At 44.9% G+C, this 24,135-nt stretch carries 18 protein-coding genes; 14 read left to right on the forward strand and 4 right to left on the reverse strand.

From position 1 onward, the window contains the following. Window positions 1–14 precede the first annotated feature (14 nt). The 10 genes from BV375_RS27175 (at window position 15) to BV375_RS27210 (ending at window position 11,446) form a co-directional block, all read left to right on the forward strand. A complete protein-coding gene (locus BV375_RS27175) occupies window positions 15–728 on the forward strand; it encodes a 2Fe-2S iron-sulfur cluster-binding protein (protein WP_086766268.1) in 714 nt (237 codons plus the stop codon). Continuing rightward, window positions 725–1,720: a xanthine dehydrogenase family protein subunit M gene (locus BV375_RS27180; protein WP_086766270.1), complete on the forward strand. Its 996-nt coding sequence runs from the start codon at window positions 725–727 to the stop codon at window positions 1,718–1,720. The genes BV375_RS27175 and BV375_RS27180 overlap by 4 nt, the downstream gene beginning before the upstream one ends. Then, window positions 1,717–3,831, forward strand: coding sequence for a xanthine dehydrogenase family protein molybdopterin-binding subunit (locus BV375_RS27185; RefSeq protein ID WP_086766272.1), 2,115 nt, complete (start codon window positions 1,717–1,719; stop codon window positions 3,829–3,831). Before BV375_RS27180 ends, BV375_RS27185 begins: the two co-directional genes overlap by 4 nt. 121 nt (window positions 3,832–3,952) lie before the next feature. Further along, on the forward strand, window positions 3,953–4,204 hold the full coding sequence (locus BV375_RS27190; RefSeq protein ID WP_086766274.1) for a UPF0175 family protein: 252 nt from the start codon (window positions 3,953–3,955) through the stop codon (window positions 4,202–4,204). Beyond that, a complete protein-coding gene (locus BV375_RS38375; RefSeq protein ID WP_243714069.1) occupies window positions 4,197–4,433 on the forward strand; it encodes a hypothetical protein in 237 nt (78 codons plus the stop codon). The genes BV375_RS27190 and BV375_RS38375 overlap by 8 nt, the downstream gene beginning before the upstream one ends. Before the next feature lie 25 nt (window positions 4,434–4,458). After that, window positions 4,459–4,692 carry a DUF3368 domain-containing protein gene (locus BV375_RS38380; RefSeq protein ID WP_243714070.1) on the forward strand — a complete coding sequence of 78 codons (234 nt, stop codon included), beginning with the start codon at window positions 4,459–4,461 and terminating at the stop codon, window positions 4,690–4,692. Between the two features lie 34 nt (window positions 4,693–4,726). Further along, the gene (locus tag BV375_RS38870; RefSeq protein ID WP_279432972.1) at window positions 4,727–4,861 is read left to right on the forward strand and encodes a hypothetical protein; all 135 of its coding nucleotides are present in this window, start codon (window positions 4,727–4,729) and stop codon (window positions 4,859–4,861) included. A gap of 110 nt (window positions 4,862–4,971) precedes the next feature. Next, window positions 4,972–6,105: a hypothetical protein gene (locus BV375_RS27200; RefSeq protein WP_086766276.1), complete on the forward strand. Its 1,134-nt coding sequence runs from the start codon at window positions 4,972–4,974 to the stop codon at window positions 6,103–6,105. A 1,139-nt stretch (window positions 6,106–7,244) separates the two neighbouring features. Continuing rightward, window positions 7,245–10,289, forward strand: coding sequence for an ATP-binding protein (locus tag BV375_RS27205; RefSeq protein ID WP_086766278.1), 3,045 nt, complete (start codon window positions 7,245–7,247; stop codon window positions 10,287–10,289). A 2-nt stretch (window positions 10,290–10,291) separates the two neighbouring features. After that, a complete protein-coding gene (locus tag BV375_RS27210) occupies window positions 10,292–11,446 on the forward strand; it encodes an XdhC/CoxI family protein (protein ID WP_086766280.1) in 1,155 nt (384 codons plus the stop codon). 225 nt (window positions 11,447–11,671) lie between these two features. Here BV375_RS27210 and BV375_RS27215 read toward each other — a convergent pair whose 3' ends face one another. Next, window positions 11,672–18,040 carry an AAA family ATPase gene (locus tag BV375_RS27215; RefSeq protein ID WP_086766282.1) on the reverse strand — a complete coding sequence of 2,123 codons (6,369 nt, stop codon included), beginning with the start codon at window positions 18,038–18,040 and terminating at the stop codon, window positions 11,672–11,674. Window positions 18,041–18,502: 462 nt separating this feature from the next. Further along, window positions 18,503–19,780, reverse strand: a complete 1,278-nt coding sequence (locus BV375_RS27220; protein WP_086766326.1) for a tetratricopeptide repeat protein — start codon at window positions 19,778–19,780, stop codon at window positions 18,503–18,505. 437 nt (window positions 19,781–20,217) lie between these two features. Here BV375_RS27220 and BV375_RS27225 point away from each other — a divergent pair, with 437 nt between their 5' ends. From BV375_RS27225 to BV375_RS27240, 4 genes are all read left to right on the forward strand, one after another. After that, on the forward strand, window positions 20,218–21,558 hold the full coding sequence (locus BV375_RS27225) for an erythromycin esterase family protein (RefSeq protein ID WP_086766328.1): 1,341 nt from the start codon (window positions 20,218–20,220) through the stop codon (window positions 21,556–21,558). Between the two features lie 91 nt (window positions 21,559–21,649). Next, complete coding sequence (locus BV375_RS27230; protein ID WP_086766284.1) at window positions 21,650–21,988, forward strand: hypothetical protein; 339 nt, start codon at window positions 21,650–21,652, stop codon at window positions 21,986–21,988. Between the two features lie 36 nt (window positions 21,989–22,024). After that, window positions 22,025–22,999 (forward strand): DnaJ C-terminal domain-containing protein, encoded by a 975-nt coding sequence (locus BV375_RS27235; RefSeq protein ID WP_086766286.1) that lies wholly within the window; start codon window positions 22,025–22,027, stop codon window positions 22,997–22,999. After that, window positions 22,996–23,298 (forward strand): chaperone modulator CbpM, encoded by a 303-nt coding sequence (locus BV375_RS27240; protein ID WP_086766288.1) that lies wholly within the window; start codon window positions 22,996–22,998, stop codon window positions 23,296–23,298. Before BV375_RS27235 ends, BV375_RS27240 begins: the two co-directional genes overlap by 4 nt. Window positions 23,299–23,318: 20 nt before the next feature. On the opposite strand, the gene BV375_RS37210 is transcribed toward BV375_RS27240, so the two are convergent. Next, window positions 23,319–23,459 carry a hypothetical protein gene (locus tag BV375_RS37210; protein ID WP_166507536.1) on the reverse strand — a complete coding sequence of 47 codons (141 nt, stop codon included), beginning with the start codon at window positions 23,457–23,459 and terminating at the stop codon, window positions 23,319–23,321. Between the two features lie 17 nt (window positions 23,460–23,476). After that, the gene (locus BV375_RS27245; RefSeq protein ID WP_086766290.1) at window positions 23,477–23,935 is read right to left on the reverse strand and encodes a hypothetical protein; all 459 of its coding nucleotides are present in this window, start codon (window positions 23,933–23,935) and stop codon (window positions 23,477–23,479) included. Between the last annotated feature and the right edge of the window lie 200 nt (window positions 23,936–24,135).

Raw genomic sequence — 24,135 nt, forward strand, 5'->3', positions numbered from 1 at the left:
AAGAGGTAAAAATCATGCCAGACAATGAAAAAGGTGGGGGGAAAACCTCCCGACGCGGTTTTTTGGGACAAGCACTAACCGCAGCGGGCACGGCCATAGCCGCTCCGACTTTACTCAATCAAGCAAGCATGGCCAAGGAAGCTACTCAAAATTCCCAAGGAGAGATAACCGTGAAACTTACGGTAAATGGTGAGCAGCAAACTCTTAATATTGAGCCGCGTGTTACCCTTCTGGATGCACTGCGTGAGCATTTAGGGCTAGTGGGCAGTAAGAAGGGATGCGATCATGGGCAGTGTGGAGCCTGTACAGTTTTAATTGATGGTGAACGAGTTTATTCTTGCTTAGCTCTGGCAGTGATGCAGGAAGATAAAAAAATTGTCACTATTGAAGGCTTGGCAAAGGGCGATACTCTTCATCCAGTGCAAGCAGCATTTATTGATAACGATGGCTTTCAGTGCGGTTATTGTACGCCAGGACAGATTTGTGCCTCTGTTGCTCTACTTGATGAAGTTAAACGAGGTTGTGCTAGCGTTGTCACCGCAGATTTGACTCGTCCGCCACAGCTGGCTGAACTTTCGGAAAAGGAAATCAAAGAGCGATTAAGCGGTAATCTCTGTCGATGCAGCGCTTACAACGGCATTGTAGCAGCAGTGCAACAAGCAGCGGGACAAACACCACCCTCTGCTGTTGCAGATGTAATGGTTCGTGAATCAGGGGAAAGGACATGAAAAATTTCACCTACACCCGCGCTAGTTCTGTGAAGGATGCAGTGCAAAGAGCTAGTGCCGATCGAGATGCCTTGTTTATTGCCGGGGGGACAAATCTAGTTGATCGCCTGAAGGTTTTCTTAGATGAGCCATCGCAACTCATTGATATTTCTCGATTGGAGATGAAGCGAATTGAAAAGCTGGCTAATGGCGGTTTGCGTTTAGGAGCATTAGTCACAAATACTGCTGTAGCAGACAATGCCGATGTGCGCCGTGACTACCCAATCCTCGCTCGCGCCATTCTTTCGGGAGCATCTCAGCAAATTCGCAACGCTGCCACAGTAGGCGGTAATTTACTACAACGTACCCGTTGTCCTTACTACTACGATACTGCCTTCCCTTGCAACAAACGACAGCCAGGGCAAGGTTGCCCAGCTATAAGTGGCATCAATCGCATACACGCTATCCTTGGAGCTAGCGACCAATGTGTAGCAGTGAATCCTTCCGATATGAGTGTTGCTTTGGCGACTTTAGATGCCGTCGTTGATGTTGTCGGTCCTCAAGGAAAGCGGCAAATACCATTTACAGAGTTCCATCGTCTTCCAGGAAATACGCCCCAGCGAGATACAAATCTGGAGGTAGGGGAGTTGATTACTGCTGTAATTTTGCCACCAGTACCTTTGGCTAAATCGGGAGTTTACTTAAAGTTACGCGATCGCACTTCTTATGCTTTTGCATTGGTTTCTGTGGCGGCGGCTATTGACCTAAAAGGCGAACGCATTCAAGATGTCCGTTTAGCACTAGGTGGTGTAGCCCACAAACCCTGGCGATCAATAGAAGCAGAAAAGTTTTTAATTGGCAAGACTGCTGAATCCACCACATTTCAACAAGCAGCAGAAATTGCTCTCAAGGGAGCCACTCCCTTATCTGACAACGCTTACAAAGTGGACTTAGCAAAGCGAGCAATTCGTCGCGCACTCACTATTTCTGCCAAAGGAGGCGGCGTAGCATGAATAAAGTAATTGGCACAGGTGTTAACCGCAAGGATGGACTGGCAAAAGTCACAGGTACTGCCACCTACGCCGCCGAACATCAAATTCCGGGTTTGGTTCATGGTTATCTTGTTACCGCCACTATTGCCAACGGACAAATTAAAAATATCGATACCAGTGCAGCCGAAAAAGCACCAGGGGTAATTGCTGTTTTCACCCACAAAAACCCACCCAAGATATTTAAACCTGCCAATGACTTTATGACCTCGAAAATCTACGAGGCGCGTTTACCGTTGTCAGATGACAAAGTGCATTACGGTGGTCAAATTATCGGTTTGGTAGTAGCAGATACCTTCGAGCGAGCAAGAGATGCAGCCCATTTAGTTAAGGTGGAATACACAACCCAAAAGCCTTTGGTAGATGCCACAAAAGCCAACTTCAAAGAAGCACCGCCTTTGTTTGGTGAAGAACTAAAGTTCGAGAAAGGCAATATCGCAGCAGGTAACTCAGCCGCAGCAGTCAAAATTGAAGCAACTTACAAAACTGCTACCGAACTGCACGCGCCAATGGAACCCCACGCCATTATTGCCCATTGGCAAGATAACAACTCTCTGACAGTCTACGAGCCATCGCAATGGGTAATGGGTACGCAGCGCACCTATGCACAACTTTTCGGACTGCCAACTGAACGAGTCCGGATTGTTACTCCTTTTCTGGGTGGGGGTTTTGGTTCCAAAGCTTTTCCCTGGCCTCATGGTGTTCTGGCGGCGGCCGCGGCTCGGCAAATCCAGCGTCCGCTTAAAGTTGTCCTCAGCCGTCGGCAAATGACAGCTAACGCCGGACATCGCTCGGAAACTGAGCAATTGATCCGTTTGGGAGCAACTGCTGATGGTAGGCTAACTGTCATTGAGCATGAAGCAAAATCTGCTACCTCACCCGTAGAAGTCTTTCCCGAAGGTTGCACAGGTATTACGCCAGCAATGTATACTGCGCCAAATCTGCGACTCAAGCAAGAAATCGCAACTATGAATGTAGGTACACCCACATTTATGCGTGCTCCGGGAGAGAATCCTGGAATGTGGGCAATGGAATCAGCAATTGATGAATTGGCTTGGGCGCTGAAGATTGACCCAGTAGAACTGCGCTTAAAAAACGAAACCAAAGAACACCAAAAGAAGGGTTTACCATTTTCAGCCAAGCATTTTGCTGATTGTTTGCGAGTGGGTGCAGAGAAATTTGGCTGGAAAGACAGACCAAAACAAGTGCGAACGCTCACCCGTGACGGTAAACTCATTGGTTGGGGAGTAGCAGCCGCCACCTTCCCTGGTATGAGAGGGAAAGCATCAGTTAAAGCACGCTTGCTACCAGACGGTATAGCCCACATCCTGACTGCTGGCAATGATATGGGTACTGGCGCTTATACCGTTGTTGCTGCCACAGCCGCCGAGGTTTTGGGTTTACCAGTAGAAAAGGTACGGGTGGAAATGGGCGACTCCTTATTACCAGATGGTGGCTTGGCAGGTGGTTCGCAAATGACAGCATCTCTTATGCCAGCGGTAATGTCAGCCTGTCAGGAAGTCCTGAAAACTGCTAACGCTAAAACTGCACAGGAAGCGTTGACAAAACTGCATCAATCTGGAAGAGCCGCTTTTGAAGCCACAGCCTCCACCGCTCCAGGTGATGAAGCTAAGAAATGGGCGTTTCAGTCTTGGGGCGCACATTTCTGCGAAGTCAGTATCGATGAAGAAATTGGACGCCTACAGGTAACGCGCTGGGTATCGGTGATGGATATTGGCAAAGTCATCAATGCCAAAACCGCAGCTAGCCAAGTACGCGGCGGCGTCATTATGGGTATTGGACAAGCTCTAATGGAAGAGTGCCACTTTGACCCTAACATCGGCTACCCCGTAGTCTACGATTTAGCTACTTACCACTTTCCCGCCCATGCAGACATTCCCCGCATTCAAGTAGCCTTTGTTGGTGAACCAGATCTCAACTTCAACCCAGCAGGTGCAAGGGGTGTGGGTGAAATTGGTATTACAGGTGTATCAGCTGCGATCGCCAACGCAGTTTATCATGCCACAGGTAAACGCATCCGTGAGTTACCCATAACACCAGATAAATTATTGTAATTTTCTTGGTTATGCGATCGCATCTCTAATTGTCACTGCTTACTCGGTGCGATCGCTATCTGAGTTGAGCTGAATCAGCCATAATCAACAAAGAAGAAGCATTAGAAAGCAAGAGTGAACCATGCATATCCTATCCCTTCATTATCCCGATGATTTACTCATTACCTCCGGCAAATCACCCCAAGCATTAGAAGCGGAACTAACATTTTTGCTTGCAGTCAAGCTATTTGAACTACGCCGACTATCTCTGGGTAAAGCCGCCGCCTTTTGCAACATGAATAAACCCCGATTCATGTATGAACTAGGACGTTTGCAAATTCCGGTTATCAACCTAGATGATGATCAAATCAGCGACGAATTACGCGATGACTAACCCTGTGATTGTTGCTGATAGCAGTCCCCTCATCTCTTTATCAATTATCGAGCAACTAGAAATTCTTCCCCAACTGTATCAGCGAATATTAATTCCTCCAGCAGTATGGGATGAAGTTACAGTCCAAGGTGTAGGTTTACCTGGGTCACAAGCTGTTAGTCAACTAACTTGGTTAGAGATTGAAAATCCTGAAGCCCTATTATTAGAACCATTATCAATCTTATGTTGATCGTGGAGAAGCTGAAGCTATTGCCTTGGCTCAGTCCATCCCTGATAGTACGGTACTTTTGGATGATGCTCAAGCACGGAGGGTTGCAGAACGTTTAGGAATTCGCCGGATAGGTACTCTTGGCATTTTGCGTAAGGCGAAAAAAGCGGGATTAATTGTTGAGATTAAAGTATATATTGAGCAGTTACGCATCAATGGCATTTATATTCGACCTAGCTTGATTGATGCAATATTACGAGATGTGGGAGAAATAGAATAATTACTGATTCAGAGAATTTATTAGTAGGACTAGTATGAGGAATATTTTTTACTTTCCGACATATTTCATAAATTATGACGAAGATAAAACTGCGATCGCTAACGCAATTTATCATGCCACAGGTAAACGCATCCGTGAGTTACCCATAACACCAGATAAATTATTGTAATTTTCTTGGTTATGCGATCGCATCTCTAATTGTCACTGCTTATTCGATGTGATCGCTATCTGAGTTGGGCTGTTCATGCAGTTTCTCATGCTGTGGCTGGACGGGGGAAAATGGCTAAAAATCCTATAGAACTGAGAAGCAAGAGGTATTTCCATCTCAGTTCACAAATCGCTCAGTTGGATAATGCACAATTGCGTTCTCTGTTTGGCAATAATGAGTCGAATGAGTCGAGCACGGGTTGGGGGATGAATCACACCATCGTCCTTGGGGAATCTAAGGTTTTTGTGAAACGTGTTCCAGTTACAAACATCGAATTTGACAACCTGTTCTCTACCAGAAACCTCTATGACCTGCCGACTTATTGTAATTACGGCTTCGGTTCTACTGGTTTTGGGGTCTTCCGAGAACTCGTGACCCACATCAAGACAACCAATTGGGTATTGTCGGGGGCGATCGCTTCCTTTCCACTGATGTATCATTATCGGATTATTCCCTTCTTTGGGCGACGTGCAGATGTGGATGAGTCGCATCTGAAAGATTATGTTGAGTACTGGGGCAATAGTGCAAACGCTGGGAATTACCTGGTAGATAGAGCAAATGCCAACTATGAGTTAGTTCTGTTCCTAGAGTACATTCCGTATATTCTGGAAACATGGTTGCGGGACAACCCGAACAAACTTCAGCAACCCCTAAATGACTTACGTAAAACGATTGATTTTTTGAGGACGAAGGAAATCATCCACTTCGACGCACATTTTCGTAACGTCCTCACCGACGGCGAGCAGACATATTTAACCGATTTTGGGTTGGTACTAGACAAAAGTTTCGCGTTGACGAAAGATGAAGAGTCTTTCTTTGAGCAGAACAGATTTTATGATTACGGAGAAGTCTTGCGGAATCTTAGTCACCTGATTCGCTCACCGTATGATTCATGTTCGGAGAACGATAAACGCAGGATAATGAAGAAATATGGCATCAAAGAAGACTTAAAACCTTATGAATTGCGGTCTATATTACTCGACAACATCGAGCAGATACATACTGACGGAGACATCAAGTTAGATGAGTTCTATGTTGCCAGCATCATCAAATACCGTAGCATCATTACGCTGATGCAAAACTTCTTTGCTGATATGTGGGAAAATAACAAGAAGGACACGAAACTTCGTCACATAGAACTACAGCTGCTACTCAAACAGACGGGGTTTATTTCTGTTGCTGGAACCCACGGCGGATATTCGTGAAAAGTTAACGTAATCGCACTTTTGTCAAGATGGCGCTGCTCATATTATAAGTACGACCAAGCTAGAAGGATTAACAGCATTGGCTTTCTAAAGATTTGCTATTGCTTGTTTGTTGCAAGTAAAATTGGCATTACAGGTTTGTCAACTGCGATCGCCAACGCAGTTTATCATGCCACAGGTAAACGCATCCGTGAATTATCCATAACACCTGATAAATTATTGTAATTTGCTTTTGTTGAGAGCAGATTGCTAAGTGACTTTTCAGTTATCAGTTAATCCCTGAGTCTGAGGTTACCGTCGCAGATGGTAGGTTTCCCTTGGGGTCTCAATCTCCATGTGAACTGATAACTGTTCACTGTCCTTAGCATTGATTTGACGTTTCAGTGTTTCGCGTAGCCTGAATCAACTTCCGGGTTCCTGGAATCAACATTAGGGTTGACGTTTCAGTGTTTCGCGTAGTCTGAATCGACTTCCGGGTTCTTGGAATCAACATCAGGGTTGACGTTTCAGTGTTTCGCGTAGTCTGAATCAACTTCCGCTTTGTGGTTAACACAAACAGACTGGCGTTCTAAAATTATCAATTAGAAAAAAATATCAGATGGGTAGGGGCATAGCAATGCCCAGTGGTGTCAACTTAACGTGAAACCTGCTCTTGTGCAAGGTTTCGCCCTCACCCCCAGCCCCTCTCCCTGTGGGTGAGGGGAGCAAGAGATTTAATTCCCCAACTCCAGGGGGAGAAGGGTTAGGGGATGAGGGCGCGAGGTATTTGTACAACACCCGCCGTATATAGCTTTTAGCTTAAGTTGACACCAATGAGCAATGCCATGTCTATCGCTGTGTAAGCAGAGGGGCAGGGGGAGAAAAATCTCAGAAATTGGGTAATTTATTTTTTGGAGTTCGCTAAGATAAAAGTTATTAAGTAATAAAACTTGTATATCTACGGAAATACGGAAAGTAGTTAAGCAACTTAAAGACTAATAAATTTCCTGATGAGAAACTGTTTTAATTTTGTTATGGTCTGCCAGTGAAAAGACATTTTCCTAACTCTTGTTCCAATGCCATGTAGATGACACTGTTTCTAATTAGAAATACGTCACTGCTACCAAGGTAACGCCCTTTACTTGAAGAAACAGTTTCCTATGAGTGACAATACGTCTGTTGGGAGTCTTTCTGAATCTGGTGTTTTGATTACCGAACAACTGTATCAGCGCCCTTGCAGACCGCTCAACCTGGAAGCCGAAGTTCAAATGCTTCGGGCATTAGGGCAACAGCTAACCCGCACTCCGCAAGCGATACTCAAGTATTTGGTGTCAGCAGCAGTTGATTTGTGCCAAGCCGGAACAGCTGGGGTCAGTTTAATTGAAACTCTGCTGAGTGGGAAAGAGGTATTCCGTTGGGTTGCCCTAGCCGGAGTTTATGAACAGTATGAGGGCAGCACTACGGATCTGGAACACAGTCCTTGTGGAGTCTGCTTGAGTCGAGGCTGTCCGCAACTGTATCATCACCCAGAACGCTATTTTCCCAGCTTACCGTCAGCAGACCCGCCGATTGTCGAAGGGCTGGTGGTGCCACTGCTGTTAGAGGGGCAAGCACTAGGCACGATCTGGATTGTATCGCACGATAAGCAGCGGCAGTTTGATGGCGAAGATGTGCGGATTCTGACCAGCTTGGCAGACTTTACTGCTGCGGCTTTACAAAGTAGTCGCCTTCGTCAAGCAGCTCTTGAGGCACAACAGGCGCAGCATCAAAGCCAAGCTCAGATGCACGCCTTGATGACAAATATGCCAGGGATGGTTTATCGCTATAGCCCCTGTGCTGATGGAGATCGCTTTAGTTTTGTTAATTCAGGTTGTCGCGACTTGTTTGAAGTCGAGCCAGAAGCAGCATTACAGGACGCAGGCTCCATTTTTAACCTGATTCACCCTGACGATCGCTCCTTGTTTCAATCATCGGTTGCAGCAGCCATTGAGAACTTTCTGCCGTGGGACTGGGAAGGCAGAATTATTACTCCATCCGGGCAACTGAAGTGGATTCATGGCAGGTCAAGTGCAGTACAAACCACACATGGAGATGTCTGGGATGGATTGCTAATTGATATCACCCAACGCAAACAAGCGGAACTGCTGCTGGTTGAGCAGAAGCGACTGCTGGAGTTGACTGCATCGGGACACCCACTCGATGAATGTCTTTCTTCGCTGTGTGCCTCAATGTCCAGACTGAATCCTCATGTTCGCGCTTGCATATTGCTGCCCAATGCTCAACGATCGGCGTTCAAGAGCTTAATTACTCTGGACTTTCCGCCATCGTTTGGGCAAGGACTCAAGGACGCTCCCATTAATGAGCTGGCCATTGGCACCTGTGGCACAGCCGTGTATTGTGGTCAGCCTGTCACCTGCGCGGACATTGCCAATGATGATCGCTGGTCGCAAGGATGGCGAGATTTATGCGTAGCACATGGAATTCTAGCCTGCCATTCTGCACCTGTGCTGGGTTTGGACGGTCAGCCTCTTGGATCTTTGATGCTTTGCTTTGACGAAGCACGGATGCCGACCGATTGGGAATACGAACTAGCTGAGTTCGGCACTCATATTGCCAGTATCGTATTTGAGCGCGATCGCTCTAACTTGGCTCTGCGGGAAAGCGAAGAACTCAAGCAACGCATCCTAGAAAGCAGTCAAGACTGCATCAAAGTTTTAACGTTGAACGGCGAAATCCTTTACATGAGTCAAGGTGGACGATGCCTTTTGGAAATTGACGAGCCAACGTCTTTTCTAAACGTCGATTGGACGAGTTTCTGGCAAGGTGAAGACTATGAGAATGTATTAGCCGCTATAGCCGTTGCTCAAGCGGGCAGTATCGGACAATTTCAAGGCTATCTCCCGACTATGAAGGGTAAGCCAAAATGGTGGGATAGCGTGATTTCGCCGATTAGAGATGGGTCAGGACAAGTTGTCCAACTGGTTGCCATCTCACGGGACATTACCAAGCAAAAGCTTGCTGAAGCCGAACGCGAACACATCTTGCAACAAGAACAAGCCGCACGCCAAGAAGCCGAACGCGCCAACCAAATTAAAGACGAGTTTTTGGCAGTACTGTCTCATGAATTGCGATCGCCCCTTAACCCCATTTTGGGTTGGACAAGCTTACTTCGCAACGGCAGATTGGATGGGGTAAAAACTGCTTACGCACTGGAAACCATTGAGCGCAACGCCAAGCTACAGGTGCAATTAATTGAGGATTTGCTTGATGTTTCTCGCATTTTACGCGGCAAACTGAGTTTGAATGTTATGCCTGTCGATCTGAATCTAGCGATCAAAGCTGCCTTAGAAACTGTTCGATTAGCAGCAGAAGCGAAGTCACTGCAAATTCAGACGAAACTTTCACCAAAGGTTGTCACAATTACCGGAGATCCAGGGCGATTGCAGCAGGTGGTATGGAATCTGTTATCGAATGCAGTCAAATTTACACCGAATGGAGGTCAGATTACAGTTGTATTAACAATAGTTGAAAATTATGCTCAAATTCAAGTGAGCGACACTGGAAAAGGCATTAATCCTGACTTTCTCCCTTATATTTTTGAATATTTCCGCCAAGAAGATGGAACAACGACCCGCAAATTTGGCGGATTGGGGTTAGGACTGGCGATCGCACGGCAAATTGTCGAATTGCATGGAGGCACGATTCAAGCTGATAGTCTAGGCGGGGAACAGGGGGCAACATTTATTGTCAAGTTGCCGTTGCCCAGAAATGAAAATCATGGTGCAACAGATGAGCAGATTCCTGTATTACCGACACTTCAGGCTTTACCTCTGGCAAATGTTCAGGTGCTTGTAATTGAAGATGATACAGACACTCGTGAATTAATCATCTTTATTCTCGAACAGGCTGGAGCGATTATCACCGCTGTACCGTCGGCTCTAGCAGCATTGCAGGCCCTAGCCCAATTTCAACCTGATGTGCTAGTTAGTGACATAGGAATGCCAGAGATGGATGGTTATATGCTCATGCAAAACATTCGGGCAATAATACAAGATAAGCCAATTCCAGCAGTTGCCCTGACTGCCTATGCTGGTGAAACCGATCGGCAGCAGGCTCAAAAGGCCGGATTTCAAAAGCATCTTTCTAAACCAATCGAGCCAGAGATGCTTGTGCAAGCGATTATAAGTTTAATTGAAAATCATTAGTAATGAAAGAAATTACTACTATTTTGCAAGCATTTGCAGAAATTCAGCATGATGCTGAACCAAGTTTTCTAGCAACTGTAGTTAATGTTAAAGGCTCTACCTATCGTCGGCCAGGTGCGCGGATGTTGATGACACAGACTGGCTCCATCATAGGCATGATTAGCGGCGGTTGCTTAGAAAATGATGTGTTTGAACATACTCGTGTTTCAATGCCAGATGGGCAACCAATTGCTATTACCTACGACTCAACTGCGGATGAGGATATTGTTTGGGGGTTTGGGCTTGGCTGTAACGGATTGGTGCAAGTTCTGATTGAACGGTTAGATCGAGATGATCTACTGAATCCCTTGGTTTTTATTCAGGAGTGTTTTGATAAACATCAACAAGGTGCGATCGCAACTGTTTTTGCTGTAGAAGGTGCAATTAATATAAAAGTAGGCGAACGCTTAATCATTCATCCAGACAATAATATAACTAGTAATATTTCAGAATATTCTTTAAAATCTGCTCTAATTAAAGATGCTCAAATCGCCCTTCAAAATCAGAAGTCAGCTATTAATAAATATCAATTATCGTTAGGTAGGGTTGACGTATTTATAGAAGTTATCCAGCCACCCACAAACTTAATAATTTTTGGTGCAGGTCAAGATGCTTTACCTACAGTACAGTTTGCCAAAGCTTTAGGTTGGCAAGTGACTATTGTTGATTGTCGAGCAAATGAGGCAACTAAAGAGCGTTTTACTATAGCTGATCAGATAATCCTCAGCCGTCGAGAAATTTTACATAAACAAATATCTGTAAATGAGCAAACTATTGCAGTAGTAATGACTCATAATTACCTCGATGATTTAGAAATCCTGAAAATGGTACTGCCATCTTCTGCAAAGTATCTTGGTATTTTAGGGCCAAAACGGCGCACTGAAAAATTACTTCAAGATTTACTTACAGCAGGAGTAGAATACACTTCAGAACAACTTGAAAAATTACATAGTCCTATTGGTCTCGACATTGGGGCAGATACACCAGAAGCAATAGCCTTATCTATCATTGCTGAAATTCAAGCAGTATTAACAAACCGTTGTGGCGGCTTTTTAAAAAATCGCACCTTACCAATTCACCAGCAAAATGAAATTAAAGAAATCTCCATTCATCTGTAGCAATTTCAAAAATGAGACGCTAATCTATATCCACACTAATCAAGTTAATAAGTAGAACGGTGCAAATAAACCAAAGTATGTAACGAAAAGTAAAGTTGCCTAAAACCTCTTCCCTTCTGCCTTCTGCCCTCTGCCTCCTGCCTTGTCATAACGACAATTTTTAACACCGACCTACTTAATTACTTTGACTAAATTGTTTGACTCTACTGGCTTAGTCGCCCTGTGTTAACCTAGAGTCTGAGCCAAAATCGGTAAGGTAATAACAAATTCAGTTTTCTCACCTAGTGTAGAATTCACAAACAGCGAACCGTTGTGTTTTTCTACGACTATTTGATGAGCGATCGCTAATCCTAATCCTGTACCTTTACCAACAGCTTTAGTAGTAAATAAGTGGTCAAATACTTTTTCTTTGATTTGTTCATTTATCCCGTTGCCATTATCAGCAATGGTAATTTTAACTTGCTTATCTTGGACTGAAGTTGTAATTATAATTCGATTAGGATTAGCTTTAATTTCTTCAAATTTGCGTTCATTATTCGCCTCTTCTAATGCGTCAATCGCATTGGCGAGGATATTCATGAATACCTGATTTATTTGACCAGGAAAGCATTCAACCTGGGGTACATTACCATAATCTGTGATCACCTCAATAGCTGGACGCTGTTCGTTAGCTTTGAGGCGATGTTTCAGAATTAAAATTGTGCTATCGATACCTTGATGAATATTAAAAGGTACTTTGTAATCTTTATCTGCTCGTGAGAAAGTACGAAGACTAGTGCTAATATTTTTCAATCTCTCAGATGCCATTACCATTGCATCAATCGTCTTGGGTAAGTCTTCTAAGGTATAATCCAAGTCAATTTCTTCGGCATGATTAAGAATTTCATCACTTGGATTTGGTAAACTTTCTTGATAGAGTTTTAAGTGTTCAACAATATCAGCAACAGTTGGTTTAGCTTGTTTGAGACTAGCAGCTATAAAACCGAGGGGATTATTCATTTCGTGAGCCACACCAGCAACTAAGTTACCCAATGCTGACATTTTTTCACTTTGGACAATTTGTAATTGAGCGTTTTGCAAATCGTTCAATGCTTGTTGCAAATCAAGTGATTTTTGCTGTAAGGCAAGTTCGGCTTTTTTGCGATCGCTAATTTCAAACGTTGTGCCAATAATTCGATAAACTCGTCCCTCTGCATTCTTGATGGGGTTGATGGTGGAAAACCACCAAGTTTCCTGCCCATGAAAACTGAGACAATCCTCAGAATAAATAGACTTTGCCGTGCTGGCGCACTCGGCAAAGTTTTGTTGTATATTTTTCCCCTCTACTGCTCCAAACACTTCAATGGGTGTTTTGCCAACAGTATCAGCCACACTAATCCCGGAGGCTCTCTCGGAAGCGGCATTCCATCCAGCATAGCGGAAACTGCCATCTTCTAACACATCCACCACAAAGATGACTATTTCGGCTCCGTCGTAGATACTGCTCAGAAACTGCTCTTTCTCTTGAAGTGCGATTTCCGCCTGTTTGCGATCGCTAATATCAATCACCACCCCATCCCAGATGATTGCGCCATCGGCTTGACGCTCTGGTCGAGCAGCCGATTGAACCCATTTCACGGTTCCTGAAGGCAGGACAATGCGCCATTCTTGCTCAAATGGTCTAAGATTTTGGGCAGATTCGGTCATTGCTTGTACCATAGCTAGGCAATCGTCAGGATGATGCATGGTGTCAAGGCTATGTGTCCCTGCCATCACCAACTCTGGCTCTAACTCATACAAGTCGAAACAGCCAGAGCTAACATAAGGTGTGGAAGTTGAACCGTCAGCCGCCAAACGGAATTGATACACCATCCCAGGAATATTATTCGCCAAATTTTGGAAGCGAATTTCACTAGCCTGCAATTTTGCTAGAGATTGTGCTAACTGTTGTGCAGATTTTTGATAATTTTGATAAAGTCGGGCATTTTCTAGCGAAATTGCAGCTTGAGCACAAATTAAGTTGAGCAGTTCGACGCGATCGCTAGTAAAGGCTCCAGTTGCTAAGTTATTTTCCAGATACAAAATGCCTAGCAACTTACCTTGATGCAAAATCGGGCAACACAAGATACTCTTGGGCTGCTGTTGCTGGATATAAGAATCGTTGATTAATTGCGGATGCACCGTGGCATCAATAATTACCGCTGGTTGCAAGCTGCGTTTGACGTTATTAATTACGCCTATCGGCACATCAACAGAGTCTTCAATCGGCTCTGGGTTGAGCAACATTGAGGAAAAATTAACAGCACCCTGGGAAAGCCATGCTAAGGCCTGAATTAGCAAACGACCTGACTCCAAAAGCATGAACACACACTTATCTGCTCCGGCATTTTCAATAACGATAGAAAGCAACACCGAGAGCAGTTTTTCAAGTTCGATTTCCCCAGAAAGGGTTTGAGAAGCTTTAAGAATGGTAGCTAAATCTAAAGTCACAGAAACGCTGCTACTACTGGAAGTTGGGGAACTGGTAGAGGTGACAGTTCCTAATGGAAAGATTGTTTCGTTTGTTGAGATGGGAGAAGGGGTTTGCTGGAGGATGGGGACGAGGAGTTGGGGATAGCGTCGTTCCAAATCAGCAACTTTAGCTTTAGCTCCCCAACGAGCATAGCCGTAATAGGCTTGGATTATGTATTCCCCTGCTATCCGCTCTTTGCCCCAATCAAGGTAAAATTTAGCTGCCAGTTCATTGGCAAGTGCTTCTTCTTGAATATAGCCGTTTTCTTTGGCTTCTGCGATCGCGCGATCGTAGCGATCGCTAGCCTCGATCTTATTTCCCAAGACTCTATGCTTTTCTGCCTCCACCAAATGCCATTTGTGCAAGTGGTTCATTGGTGCATGGTGTGCCCACTTGTGCAACTTTGCCTGATTCTCTGCTACTCGTTCCAAGCGATCGCCCAATTCAGAATCCGCACTTAAATATCCGCTTAAAGCAGCAAGAGAATCGTAGAAGTAAAATATTGGCACTGTGATAAAACCTACACCCGCGGCTAAATACTGGCGGCCGTGAATCGCAAGGCCTGACAAAGATTCGGCCCTGTCGCCAAACAAATAACCCAGAATCAGTTTATGCAGATAGAAGAAATGCAGCCCCATGAGGTCATTCGCTGCCAGCAACTGCGGTAAAACCTTTGCCTCGTCGTAGATATCACTTACTAGAAGTCGGGGATTCTTAGCGATGCCCAACAAATTTAAAACCACTTGCCTGAACAGTTGACAGTAGTTAAACATCATGACCTGTTTGAGGCTCGTCAGCATATGGCTGTAAGCTTGTATGTCTCGCTCTAGCGTTCCCAGTTCCTGACTGTTGAAGTAGGCATATTGGCAGCTATGAGATACAGCGTGACCCGCAAACTCGATGTCTCCAGTTTCTAATCCAATTTGATAGCTCTCTCGTAAACATTGCAGCGACGTTTGCAGATGAGCTGTTCCATGCACAACCAGCGCGCCCAAAATAAACTGGGTTTTACATTGAAATTCCTTGGCATTGAGTTTTTCCAGCACCCCTAATGCTAACTTACCAGCGCGATCGGCTGCTTCCATGTCTTCCAAAATGCCATTCAAGAGCAGACCATAGCTGGCATAAAAGAAAGCAGATAATGGTGCGTTGCCGTGTTGAATAGAAGCATTCACCTGCGACAGAATCAAGAATGGATACAGCATAGGAGCCGCAAAGTAAATGGCTGGTGCAGTGCTGGCGGCAATTCTCATTGCTGCTAGGGGTTCAGATGCCGTCATCAGGGGCAGGTTCAATAATTCTTCGATTGGTCTACCAGCGAACTGGTTCACTGTATGCTGAAATTCCTGCCGGATATCTTCTTGAGTCGGTTGATCGGGCAATTGAATTCCAAATTGGCTCAGTACCTTTTTCCCCAAAGCGATCGCTTCCAATGGTTGATGTTGCGATATGTAATTTAGAATCTTGATTTCGTAGATTTTTACCTGGTCGAGTGGTGTTTTCGCTTGCTGCAACAAGATATGTGCCCAATGTTCCATTTGCTCAAGATCTCTGGCAAGAAAGGCATTTTCAGCGGCTAATTCATGCAGCACTAATGCTAGTTCATACTGACTCTGCCAACAATCAGGACTTAACAGTGCTATTCCCGTGGTTGCGTAGGTCATAGCAGACTCATAGGCGGTTGCAGACCTGGCTTTTTTGGCGGCAAGTTCATTTAACTGGGCGATTTGCTCTTGCTTTGTTGGCTCAACGACCAATCTCGATCCCCTGTTCAGGTGATTAACTATATCAAATAGTTTGTTGTCCTGTTCTCCCGGCTGAAAGCAACTGGCTTCCGATCTGCCGTCGCTCAACGCCAGTTCGCCCAAGTCGGCAGAGCCGCCCAAGCGACTGACTCGACTTTGCGCTATGTCCAACCTGTGATTGAGCAGCAGTTGACCGATTTTCAGATGGATTGATGGTTTCTGCTCCTGGGCGATAAGAGAGTAGGCTGCCTGCTGGACGCGATCATGAAGAAATTTGTAATGGGATAGTGGTTGATGGGTAAAGGGTAATGAGTCAATGGTTTTCTCATTGCCGTCATCTTGGTAAAACTTATAAACTTCACTTGTCGGCAGAATCAATCCTTCTTGTAATGCTTTCCAAAGATTGGCTGCTGTTTCCATTTCGGATTGCTCAGAGGCGATCGCTAGTGTCGTCAAATCAAAAGAGTTGCCAATGCAGGCTGCCAACTTCAAGCTAGCCTGGGTTGTAACAGGCAGCTTTTGGAGTTGCAGCGCCATGAATTCAACCACATCATCGCTGAGTGTGAGTTGTCGCACTTGAGCAATATTACATTCCCAATAGTTACCACTGGCATTGAAGGTAATCAGTCCATCTTCATACAGTGCCCTGAGAAACTGCGTTGTGAAGAATGGATTGCCATTGGTCTTGGTTATTACCAACTCTGTTAATGGCAATGCCAATTTGCCATCACAACTCAATGTATCAGTAATCAATTGATTGACCGACGACTGGTCTAACGGAGCCAGTGTCATAGTGTTGACGATCCTGTGCGCTTTCTCTATGTCGTCCAGAGTCTGGATCAACGGATGGATTGGCGAAACTTCGTTGTCACGGTAAGCTCCTAAGAGCAGCAAATACTGTGTGTCATTCATCAACAGTTGCAGCAGTTTCAGCGAGGCGGAATCAGCCCACTGCAAATCGTCAATGAAAATCACTAGCGGATGAGCTTGAGTGGTAAACACCTGAATAAACTTCTCAAACGACAGATTGAAGCGATTTTGTGCCGCGTTTCCAGACAGTTCTGGCACCGCAGGCTGTTTACCTAGAATCTTTTCCAGCTCGGGAATCACGTCGATAATAACCTGAGCATTCTCGCCCAAGGTATCCAAAAGTCGGGTTTTCCAATGCTGGAGTTGAGCATCACTTTCACTCAGCAGTTGCTCCATCAAGTCGCGGAAGGCTTGCACAAAGGCATCCAAGGGAATAATATTGCGGTTGAACTGGTCAAACTTGCCCTTGATGAAGTAGCCTTTGCACCGGACAATTGGCTTATGCACTTCGTTCACGACAGCAGTTTTGCCCATACCCGAAAAGCCCGCCACTAGCATTAGCTCACAAGCACCTTTGGCAACTCGTCCAAAGGCTGACAGTAAGGTTTGTACTTCTTGCTCCCGTCCATAAAGCTTTTCTCTGATCAAAAAGCGATCGCTAATATCTCGCTGTCCCAACCCAAACCAGGTGTGCTTGCCTATTTGTTGCCACTGCTCTAAGCAGGTTACTAGGTCATGTTTAAGTCCCAGCACAGTCTGATAGCGGTCTTCAGCGTTCTTCGCCATCAGTTTGCGGACAATTTCACCTAGTACCAAAGGTAAATCGGGGTTAAAATCGCAGACAAAAGGTGGAAGCTTTGCAATGTGGCAATGTACCAACTCCATCGGTTCATGGGACTCAAAAGGCAGTTGTCCACTCAGTAGCTCAAAGAAAGTCACACCTAATGAATAGAAGTCGCTACGGTAGTCAATGCCTCTGTTCATTCGTCCGGTTTGCTCTGGCGACAAATATGCTAGCGTTCCCTCCAGCCCATTGGCACTTTGGATCTCTTTAGTTTCTCGTGGTAGTAGTGAGGCAATACTGAAGTCAATCAGCTTGATTTGTTTCGTCTCAGGGTGAATCAGGATATTGGCTGGTTTAATATCTTTGTGAATGACGTGCTGTTGATGCAACTGGTGTAAGGTGTCTAGCAGTTGCAGAGCTATCGGTAGGAATTGCTCTAGTGTCAGTGTTTTTCCTTGAGTAAATTGCCGTAAGGAAATGCCACCAAAGTCTTCCATTACCAAGGCATAGCCATTGTGATAGGTCTCTAGGCTGTAAGGTTTGATAATGCCAGGAATATCTAGATTTTTGGCGATCGCATATTGGTTGCGAAACTGTACTAGCTCGCTGAAGGTAGGGTATTCTCGTTTTAAAAGCTTGATGACAACTGGTTGATTATTAGATTCTCGTACTGCCCGATAAACTTGGGTACGCGAACCTGAATATAGTTGCTCTATGATTTGATACCCAGCGAGCTTTACAGTTCCATCAACTTTTGCGCGCATAAATTTTTAGGAAAACAACTAAAGTTAGAATTCCCAGCACATCATCTTGTCTAACAAACGCCTCAATGCAGTCTACCTATATTTTTAGACCAAAAAATTCTGTCTAAAATATTTGATCGATGACCCCAAAATCAGGGCATTCCCCATACCAATATTTAAGCCATTAACGCGAAATAAAGCTGCGCGATATTAGCTTTCACAAGTTTCCTTTCACTACCCTACGGGAACGCCTAACGGGAAGCCGCCTTTCAGGTGTCTACGTTCCACTCGCTGCGGACATATTCAGGGTAATTTGCCGGACATCATATCACCTATAAAATCTCATATCGCCCACGGTGATAGGTAGCTCATCGCCTTCTGCGGTAAAAGGTTAGATAAATTCACTCTAACCTTTGTTATCACCTTAAAACTCTGATAATTATGCGATTTAATCAATAAATTGGTAGGATTAACAAATTTTTCTTAAATAGCAGCCAGCTTTCCTGTTTTTACCGTACCCAGGAAATAAATTTGACTCTGCTTTTGAATTCGCAATAAAGCATCTCGATAAACATGCTCAAATAATACTCTTTGAGCATGGCTACCGCCTATTTGAGACAATCTTGGTAATACAGGTTGTAATTTAGCAACTGCCTCTAACCAATCACCATTGGCATGGGCAACCATACCTCTAGCACAGGGAATTGTAATCTCAGTCCAGTGTCGGCGCACAAAGGGGTTAACAGTCAAAGCATGTTGCTGGATACTCAACCACATCTGTTCTAACCAATCAGTACGTCCGGCCTTGGCTAATGCATAGATATAGTGCAAGTCTTGAAAGGGTAGAGCATGTTCGTGAAGCCGAGGCAGCAGATAAGCACTCAACTTCTGCCAGCGTTCTCCGACATCAAACCCTCGCAACTCCAGCCTTAACAATAAAGCGATCGCTCCCACCTGATCTTTGGGAGAATATTTCTGCGCACGTCCCCAGACGTGGCTATCATACAGTGCCAATACTTTCTCCGAATTACTTTGCTCTAAATAATAGAGAGCTATATGCCACCAATTGTGCGTGTAAAGCATAGAGTTGCAGTTTTCCCAGGTATCGGCAAGGCTTTCCATCCAAGCAATACCCTCATCCACTCGTCCTTGAGTTTCCATCACATGGGCAACAGCATGATGGGCCCAAGGGTCATCACGATTCATCGATGTTGCTATGCGTCCCATAGCTTCGGCTTCCTGTAATCGATGGCACTGTTCTAAACCAAATGCCACCATGCCATATAGATAATGATTTTCTAGATTCTCAGGTAACACCTTTTTGGCTATGGAAAGCAATCTTTCTTGGTCACCCAAGTAGAAGTAGTGATACTGTCCCTGTTGTACAGAAATCAGGTCACGAGGAAATTTTTGGGTAATGGTTTCGTGTAAGGCGATCGCTCGATCAATTGCTCCCTTCGCCCAAGCGGCGATCGCCTGCACATATAACTGCTCTCTTTTGGTAATTCGGGGTAATTGCTGTTGCGCAGCTTCTAGATGAGGCTTGGCTTGCTGCCAGGCTTGAGCATTTTCCTGAGAAAGATAATAAGCCGCTGCATAGGCATGAATTATTGCACAGTCGGGATCGGCTGCAATTCCTTGGCGAATGACTGCTTCTGCATTTTTACCATAGCTGAGGGCTTGATCGATGAAGTTATTGACCGCTGCGATCGCTGCTTTTGAGTCTGTTGTAACTTCAAGTCCTTGAGCGTCTTCTAACATAGTTTTTTCCTGGAATTGCGAGGCTTGTAATCCACTAAATTTTGGATTTAAATAATTTAACTCCGGTAAATCGGTCGGAATACTGTATTTATTTTTCATGAGTATGTCATAGCAAATGTGAAAATGGCAAGATAATTTCCTAAATGAACTACTTCACCTGTATCTGGCAATTGCTTACAGTTCAAACCATGAAAGGAATTGGCTGATTTTGGTATTCCTGAGAAATCATTCCCTAGGTAGAGCAGTACACCAAGCTTGATGCACAATTAGCCAGATGGAAGTGATGTCAGAGATTTTTATGCTGAATTTAGAGAAGGTATTGTTTTTGTCTCAAAATTCCATCTCTTCTGTGCAGGAGTGAGATTCACGTCCCTAGAGGATAAATTTTGGAATTTTTTGGTCAGTGGTTAACTTGGAATGAACAAAGAGCTAGAAATATGCCAGGAGCAACGATAGGCAACTTAGTCGATGCGGTGCGTAGATCTGCATACCAACTGACAGGAGCGAGTGCAGACTACGATCCATTGATGAACTTAATCGGCAATGCCCGCTTTGTCCTGATTGGCGAAGCTTCTCACGGAACCCATGAGTTCTACGAGCAACGGGCTGAGATTACCAAACGGCTGATTCAAGAGAAAGGCTTTACAGCCGTTGCTGTAGAGGCAGACTGGCCCGATGCTTACCGTATTAATCGCTACGTTCGTGGTGTTAGTGAAGATCCAACACCTGGGGAAGCACTTTCTAACTTTCAACGCTTTCCTGCCTGGATGTGGCGAAATATAGATGTATTAAAATTTGTCAGTTGGCTCAGGGAATATAATGATGCTTTACCAGAAAATGCTATTAAAGTTGGCTTTTATGGGTTAGACCTTTATAGTATGTATGCTTCAATGGCAGAGGTTCTCAACTATCTCGATCGAGTTGACCTAGAAGCCGCCCAACGCGCTCGTTATCGCTACTCATGCTTTGAGCATTTTGGCGAAGATAGCCAGCACTATGGGTATGCTGCCAGTTTTGGACTCAGCGAATCCTGCGAACAAGAAGTAGTCAATCAGCTGCGGGAACTACAACGCCGTGCTAACGAGTCCAAACATCACAATCCTGTAGCAGCAGACGAGTTGTTCTACATCGAGCAAAACGCGCGATTGGTGAAGAATGCTGAGGCCTACTATCGCTCTATGTTTCAAGAACGGGTGTCCTCATGGAATATTCGCGATCGCCACATGGCAGAAACTCTAGATCACCTAACAGCTCATCTCGATCAACAAGGACAACCAAGCAAGGTTGTCGTTTGGGAACACAACTCGCACTTGGGAGATGCACGAGCAACTGCTATGGGTAGAGGTGGTGAGATCAATCTTGGTCAATTGGTGCGCGAAAAGTATGGACGTGACTCAGTACTGATCGGCTTGAGCACTTATACAGGTACAGTTACCGCTGCTTCTAATTGGGGAGGTACAGCCGAACTAAAGCTAGTTCGCCCTGCTTTACCAAATAGTTACGAAGCTCTCTTCCATGAGACACAACTACCTCAGTTTTGCTTACAACTTCGGGATAATCCGACAATTGCGGGATTAGAAAAACGGCGATTAGAAAGAGCGATCGGAGTTATTTACCAACCAGAAACCGAGCGGATCAGTCACTACTTTTATGCCTGTCTTCCCGAGCAGTTTGATGCCATTATCCACATAGATGACACAAAGGGAGTACAACCCTTAGACCGCAATATCCAAGAAAATATAGGCGATCCTCCAGAAACCTTTCCTTTTGCTGTTTGAGTCTTTCAGTAGAGGCATCACTAATGACAGATGAGCTGTCTGCTAATTTACATTAAGCTTAAGCATTCTCAGAGCTGATGGAGAATGAGTGATGGATGATAAAACAAGGGCGGCGCAAGCAGCAGTTCCCAATCAAGCAGCCGCCGAAGCTCAACAAACTAACTACGAACAAAAAAGCGCCAGTGGTGGTAATGCCATGCTCGATGCCCAAAGACAAGCAGGTGAAATGCTTGGCGAGCCAGTTGGCGAACATCCCAGCGCCACCAATATTGCAGGGGATACAAATGACCCCACAGATACCAAATTGTTTACAACTACAGGAGACTATCCCGTAGACGCCAACGAACTACAAAAAGACTATACCCCACCTCCAATCACCGCCGAACAAGACGCGCCAAATCCTGATATGGGAACCGATCGACCGATGTAGTGAGGAGTTAGGAATAGGCGATCGCCAAATTGTAATATGGCAAAGGTAACAGACTTTAAAGACTATTACACTATTCTGGGGGTAGATAAAAAAGCTACACCAGACGAAATCAAACGGGCTTACCGCAAACTTGCCCGTAAATATCATCCTGACTTGAATCCTGGAGATCAAAAAGCCGAGGAACGTTTTAAAGAAATTAATGAAGCGAATGAAGTACTATCTGACCCTGAAAAGCGGCAGAAGTACGACCAGTTTGGGCAGTACTGGAATCAGGTAAATCAGGCCGGAACACCTCCACCGAGAAGCACAGGTGTGGGTACAGCTACTCAGGGCTTTGATTTTGACCAATACGGTGACTTTGACTCATTCATCAATGATTTGCTGGGGCGCTATAGTACCCCAGGCGAAACCAGGGGCAGAACCTATACCTACCGTAATACTACAGGGCGAACTAGTGATACTGATACAACTCCTGGCACTGATACGGAAGCTGCGATCGCTCTTACTTTCTCAGAAGCTTTTCATGGTACGCAAAAGCGTCTCCAACTGGATGATGAGACAATTAACGTGCGGATTCCACCAGGAGCTACACCAGGAAGCCGAGTTCGGATTAAAGGCAAAAGTCATCCTAGTCCCTTTTCCCAACAACGGGGAGACTTGTATCTGACAATTGAAGTTTTGCCCCATCCCTTTTTCCAATTTGAAGGCGATAACATTACCTGTGAAGTGCCAATTCGCCCAGATGAAGCAGTTTTGGGCGCTGAAATTGATGTCCCAACTCCCGATGGTAATATTAATGTCAAGGTGCCATCAGGAGTGCGTTCTGGTCAATCCCTCCGAATCCGTGGTAAAGGCTGGAAGTTACCTCAAGGTAAACGAAGTGACCTCATAATTAAACTCCAGATTGTGCCTCCAAAAGATATCAGCCCCATTGAACGTGAAGCTTACGAAACAATTCAGGCACACAGCAACTTTAATCCCCGCGCTCAGTTGCAGGAGGTAAAATTATGACCGAGTTCAGCCTTTCTCAAACAGTTGTTTCTCAAGATGGAGAACAGCTTTATTCCTATGAATATGCAGCAAGGATGACAGAGACATCCACAGTGTTAGTTGAACGCTTTGCTGAGTTAGGATTGATTGAACCGATAGGGGTAATGCTGCACCAGCGCGATATTACTCGCATTGCTAAAATTCAACGCCTGCGTCGAGATTTAGGATTAAATTTAGTAGGAGCAGCAATGGTGCTAGATATGGCGCAGGAAATTGCTCAGTTACGTGCTCAAATCAAGGCATATCAATCACTGAAGTAAATTTTTAGATCTTTGCTAGTCTAATTTTGGCTGTCAGAAGCAACGCGATCGCAATAAAAGCTCAAGGGATTTTGCGCAGAGGGATGACCCGCCTGCGCAAACACACGCCCCAGGTTATCCTTAACTTTCGAGAGAATCGTACCTTGACCGCTAATTTGCACGAGATAATCTCCTCCATTCACACCGTGGTTAAGTCCGGGGTGTGGCGTTTTCTGCTTTGTCGCCTTGAAGCTGAGTTGCCTGTCAAGGGAGCATATTCGTTAGGTTCAGCTGTGAATGATTCGGATAGCTGTATCAGCGAATTATTTACCACTGTGCCCGGCCCAGTTCCAATCTGTAGTATGCGGGAGGTGGATTCATGTTCCCAACGGCTGAACTTTTCCGACTGTATAAAGTCCAATACAAAGGAAGTTTGTTGTTGATTGTCCTGGACTGGAGTGTTGATTTGTAAAAGTTCAATGTTAGACCACTTGGTGACTGCGCACTCTAATACTGGAGTTACTTGTTGAGTTAGTCCAAATTTTGGCACTGGTAAAGCGGTTACTCGGGAAACTGCACTGCAAATACAGCTACCCACCACACTACCAATAACTATAATGCTTAGACGCATTAAGTGAGGACGAGCAGATAAGTTCATAGTCGGAAACTTGGCTAGTTGTTAGTATAAAAATTCCAGCAAAATGAACTATATCGCCCGTTAAGTCCTTGGTCAATAGTTAGCAGTCAAGCTGTGTGTAATTGACAGGCTAAAGTAATTTCCTAAATCCTACTTTTTTCCGCTGAAAGGTGAGAACTAAATATCTAATACCAAATCAAATAATGTTTGCGACACATCAA

The organism is Nostoc sp. 106C (assembly GCF_002154725.1).
Taxonomy (GTDB): Bacteria; Cyanobacteriota; Cyanobacteriia; order Cyanobacteriales; family Nostocaceae; genus Aulosira.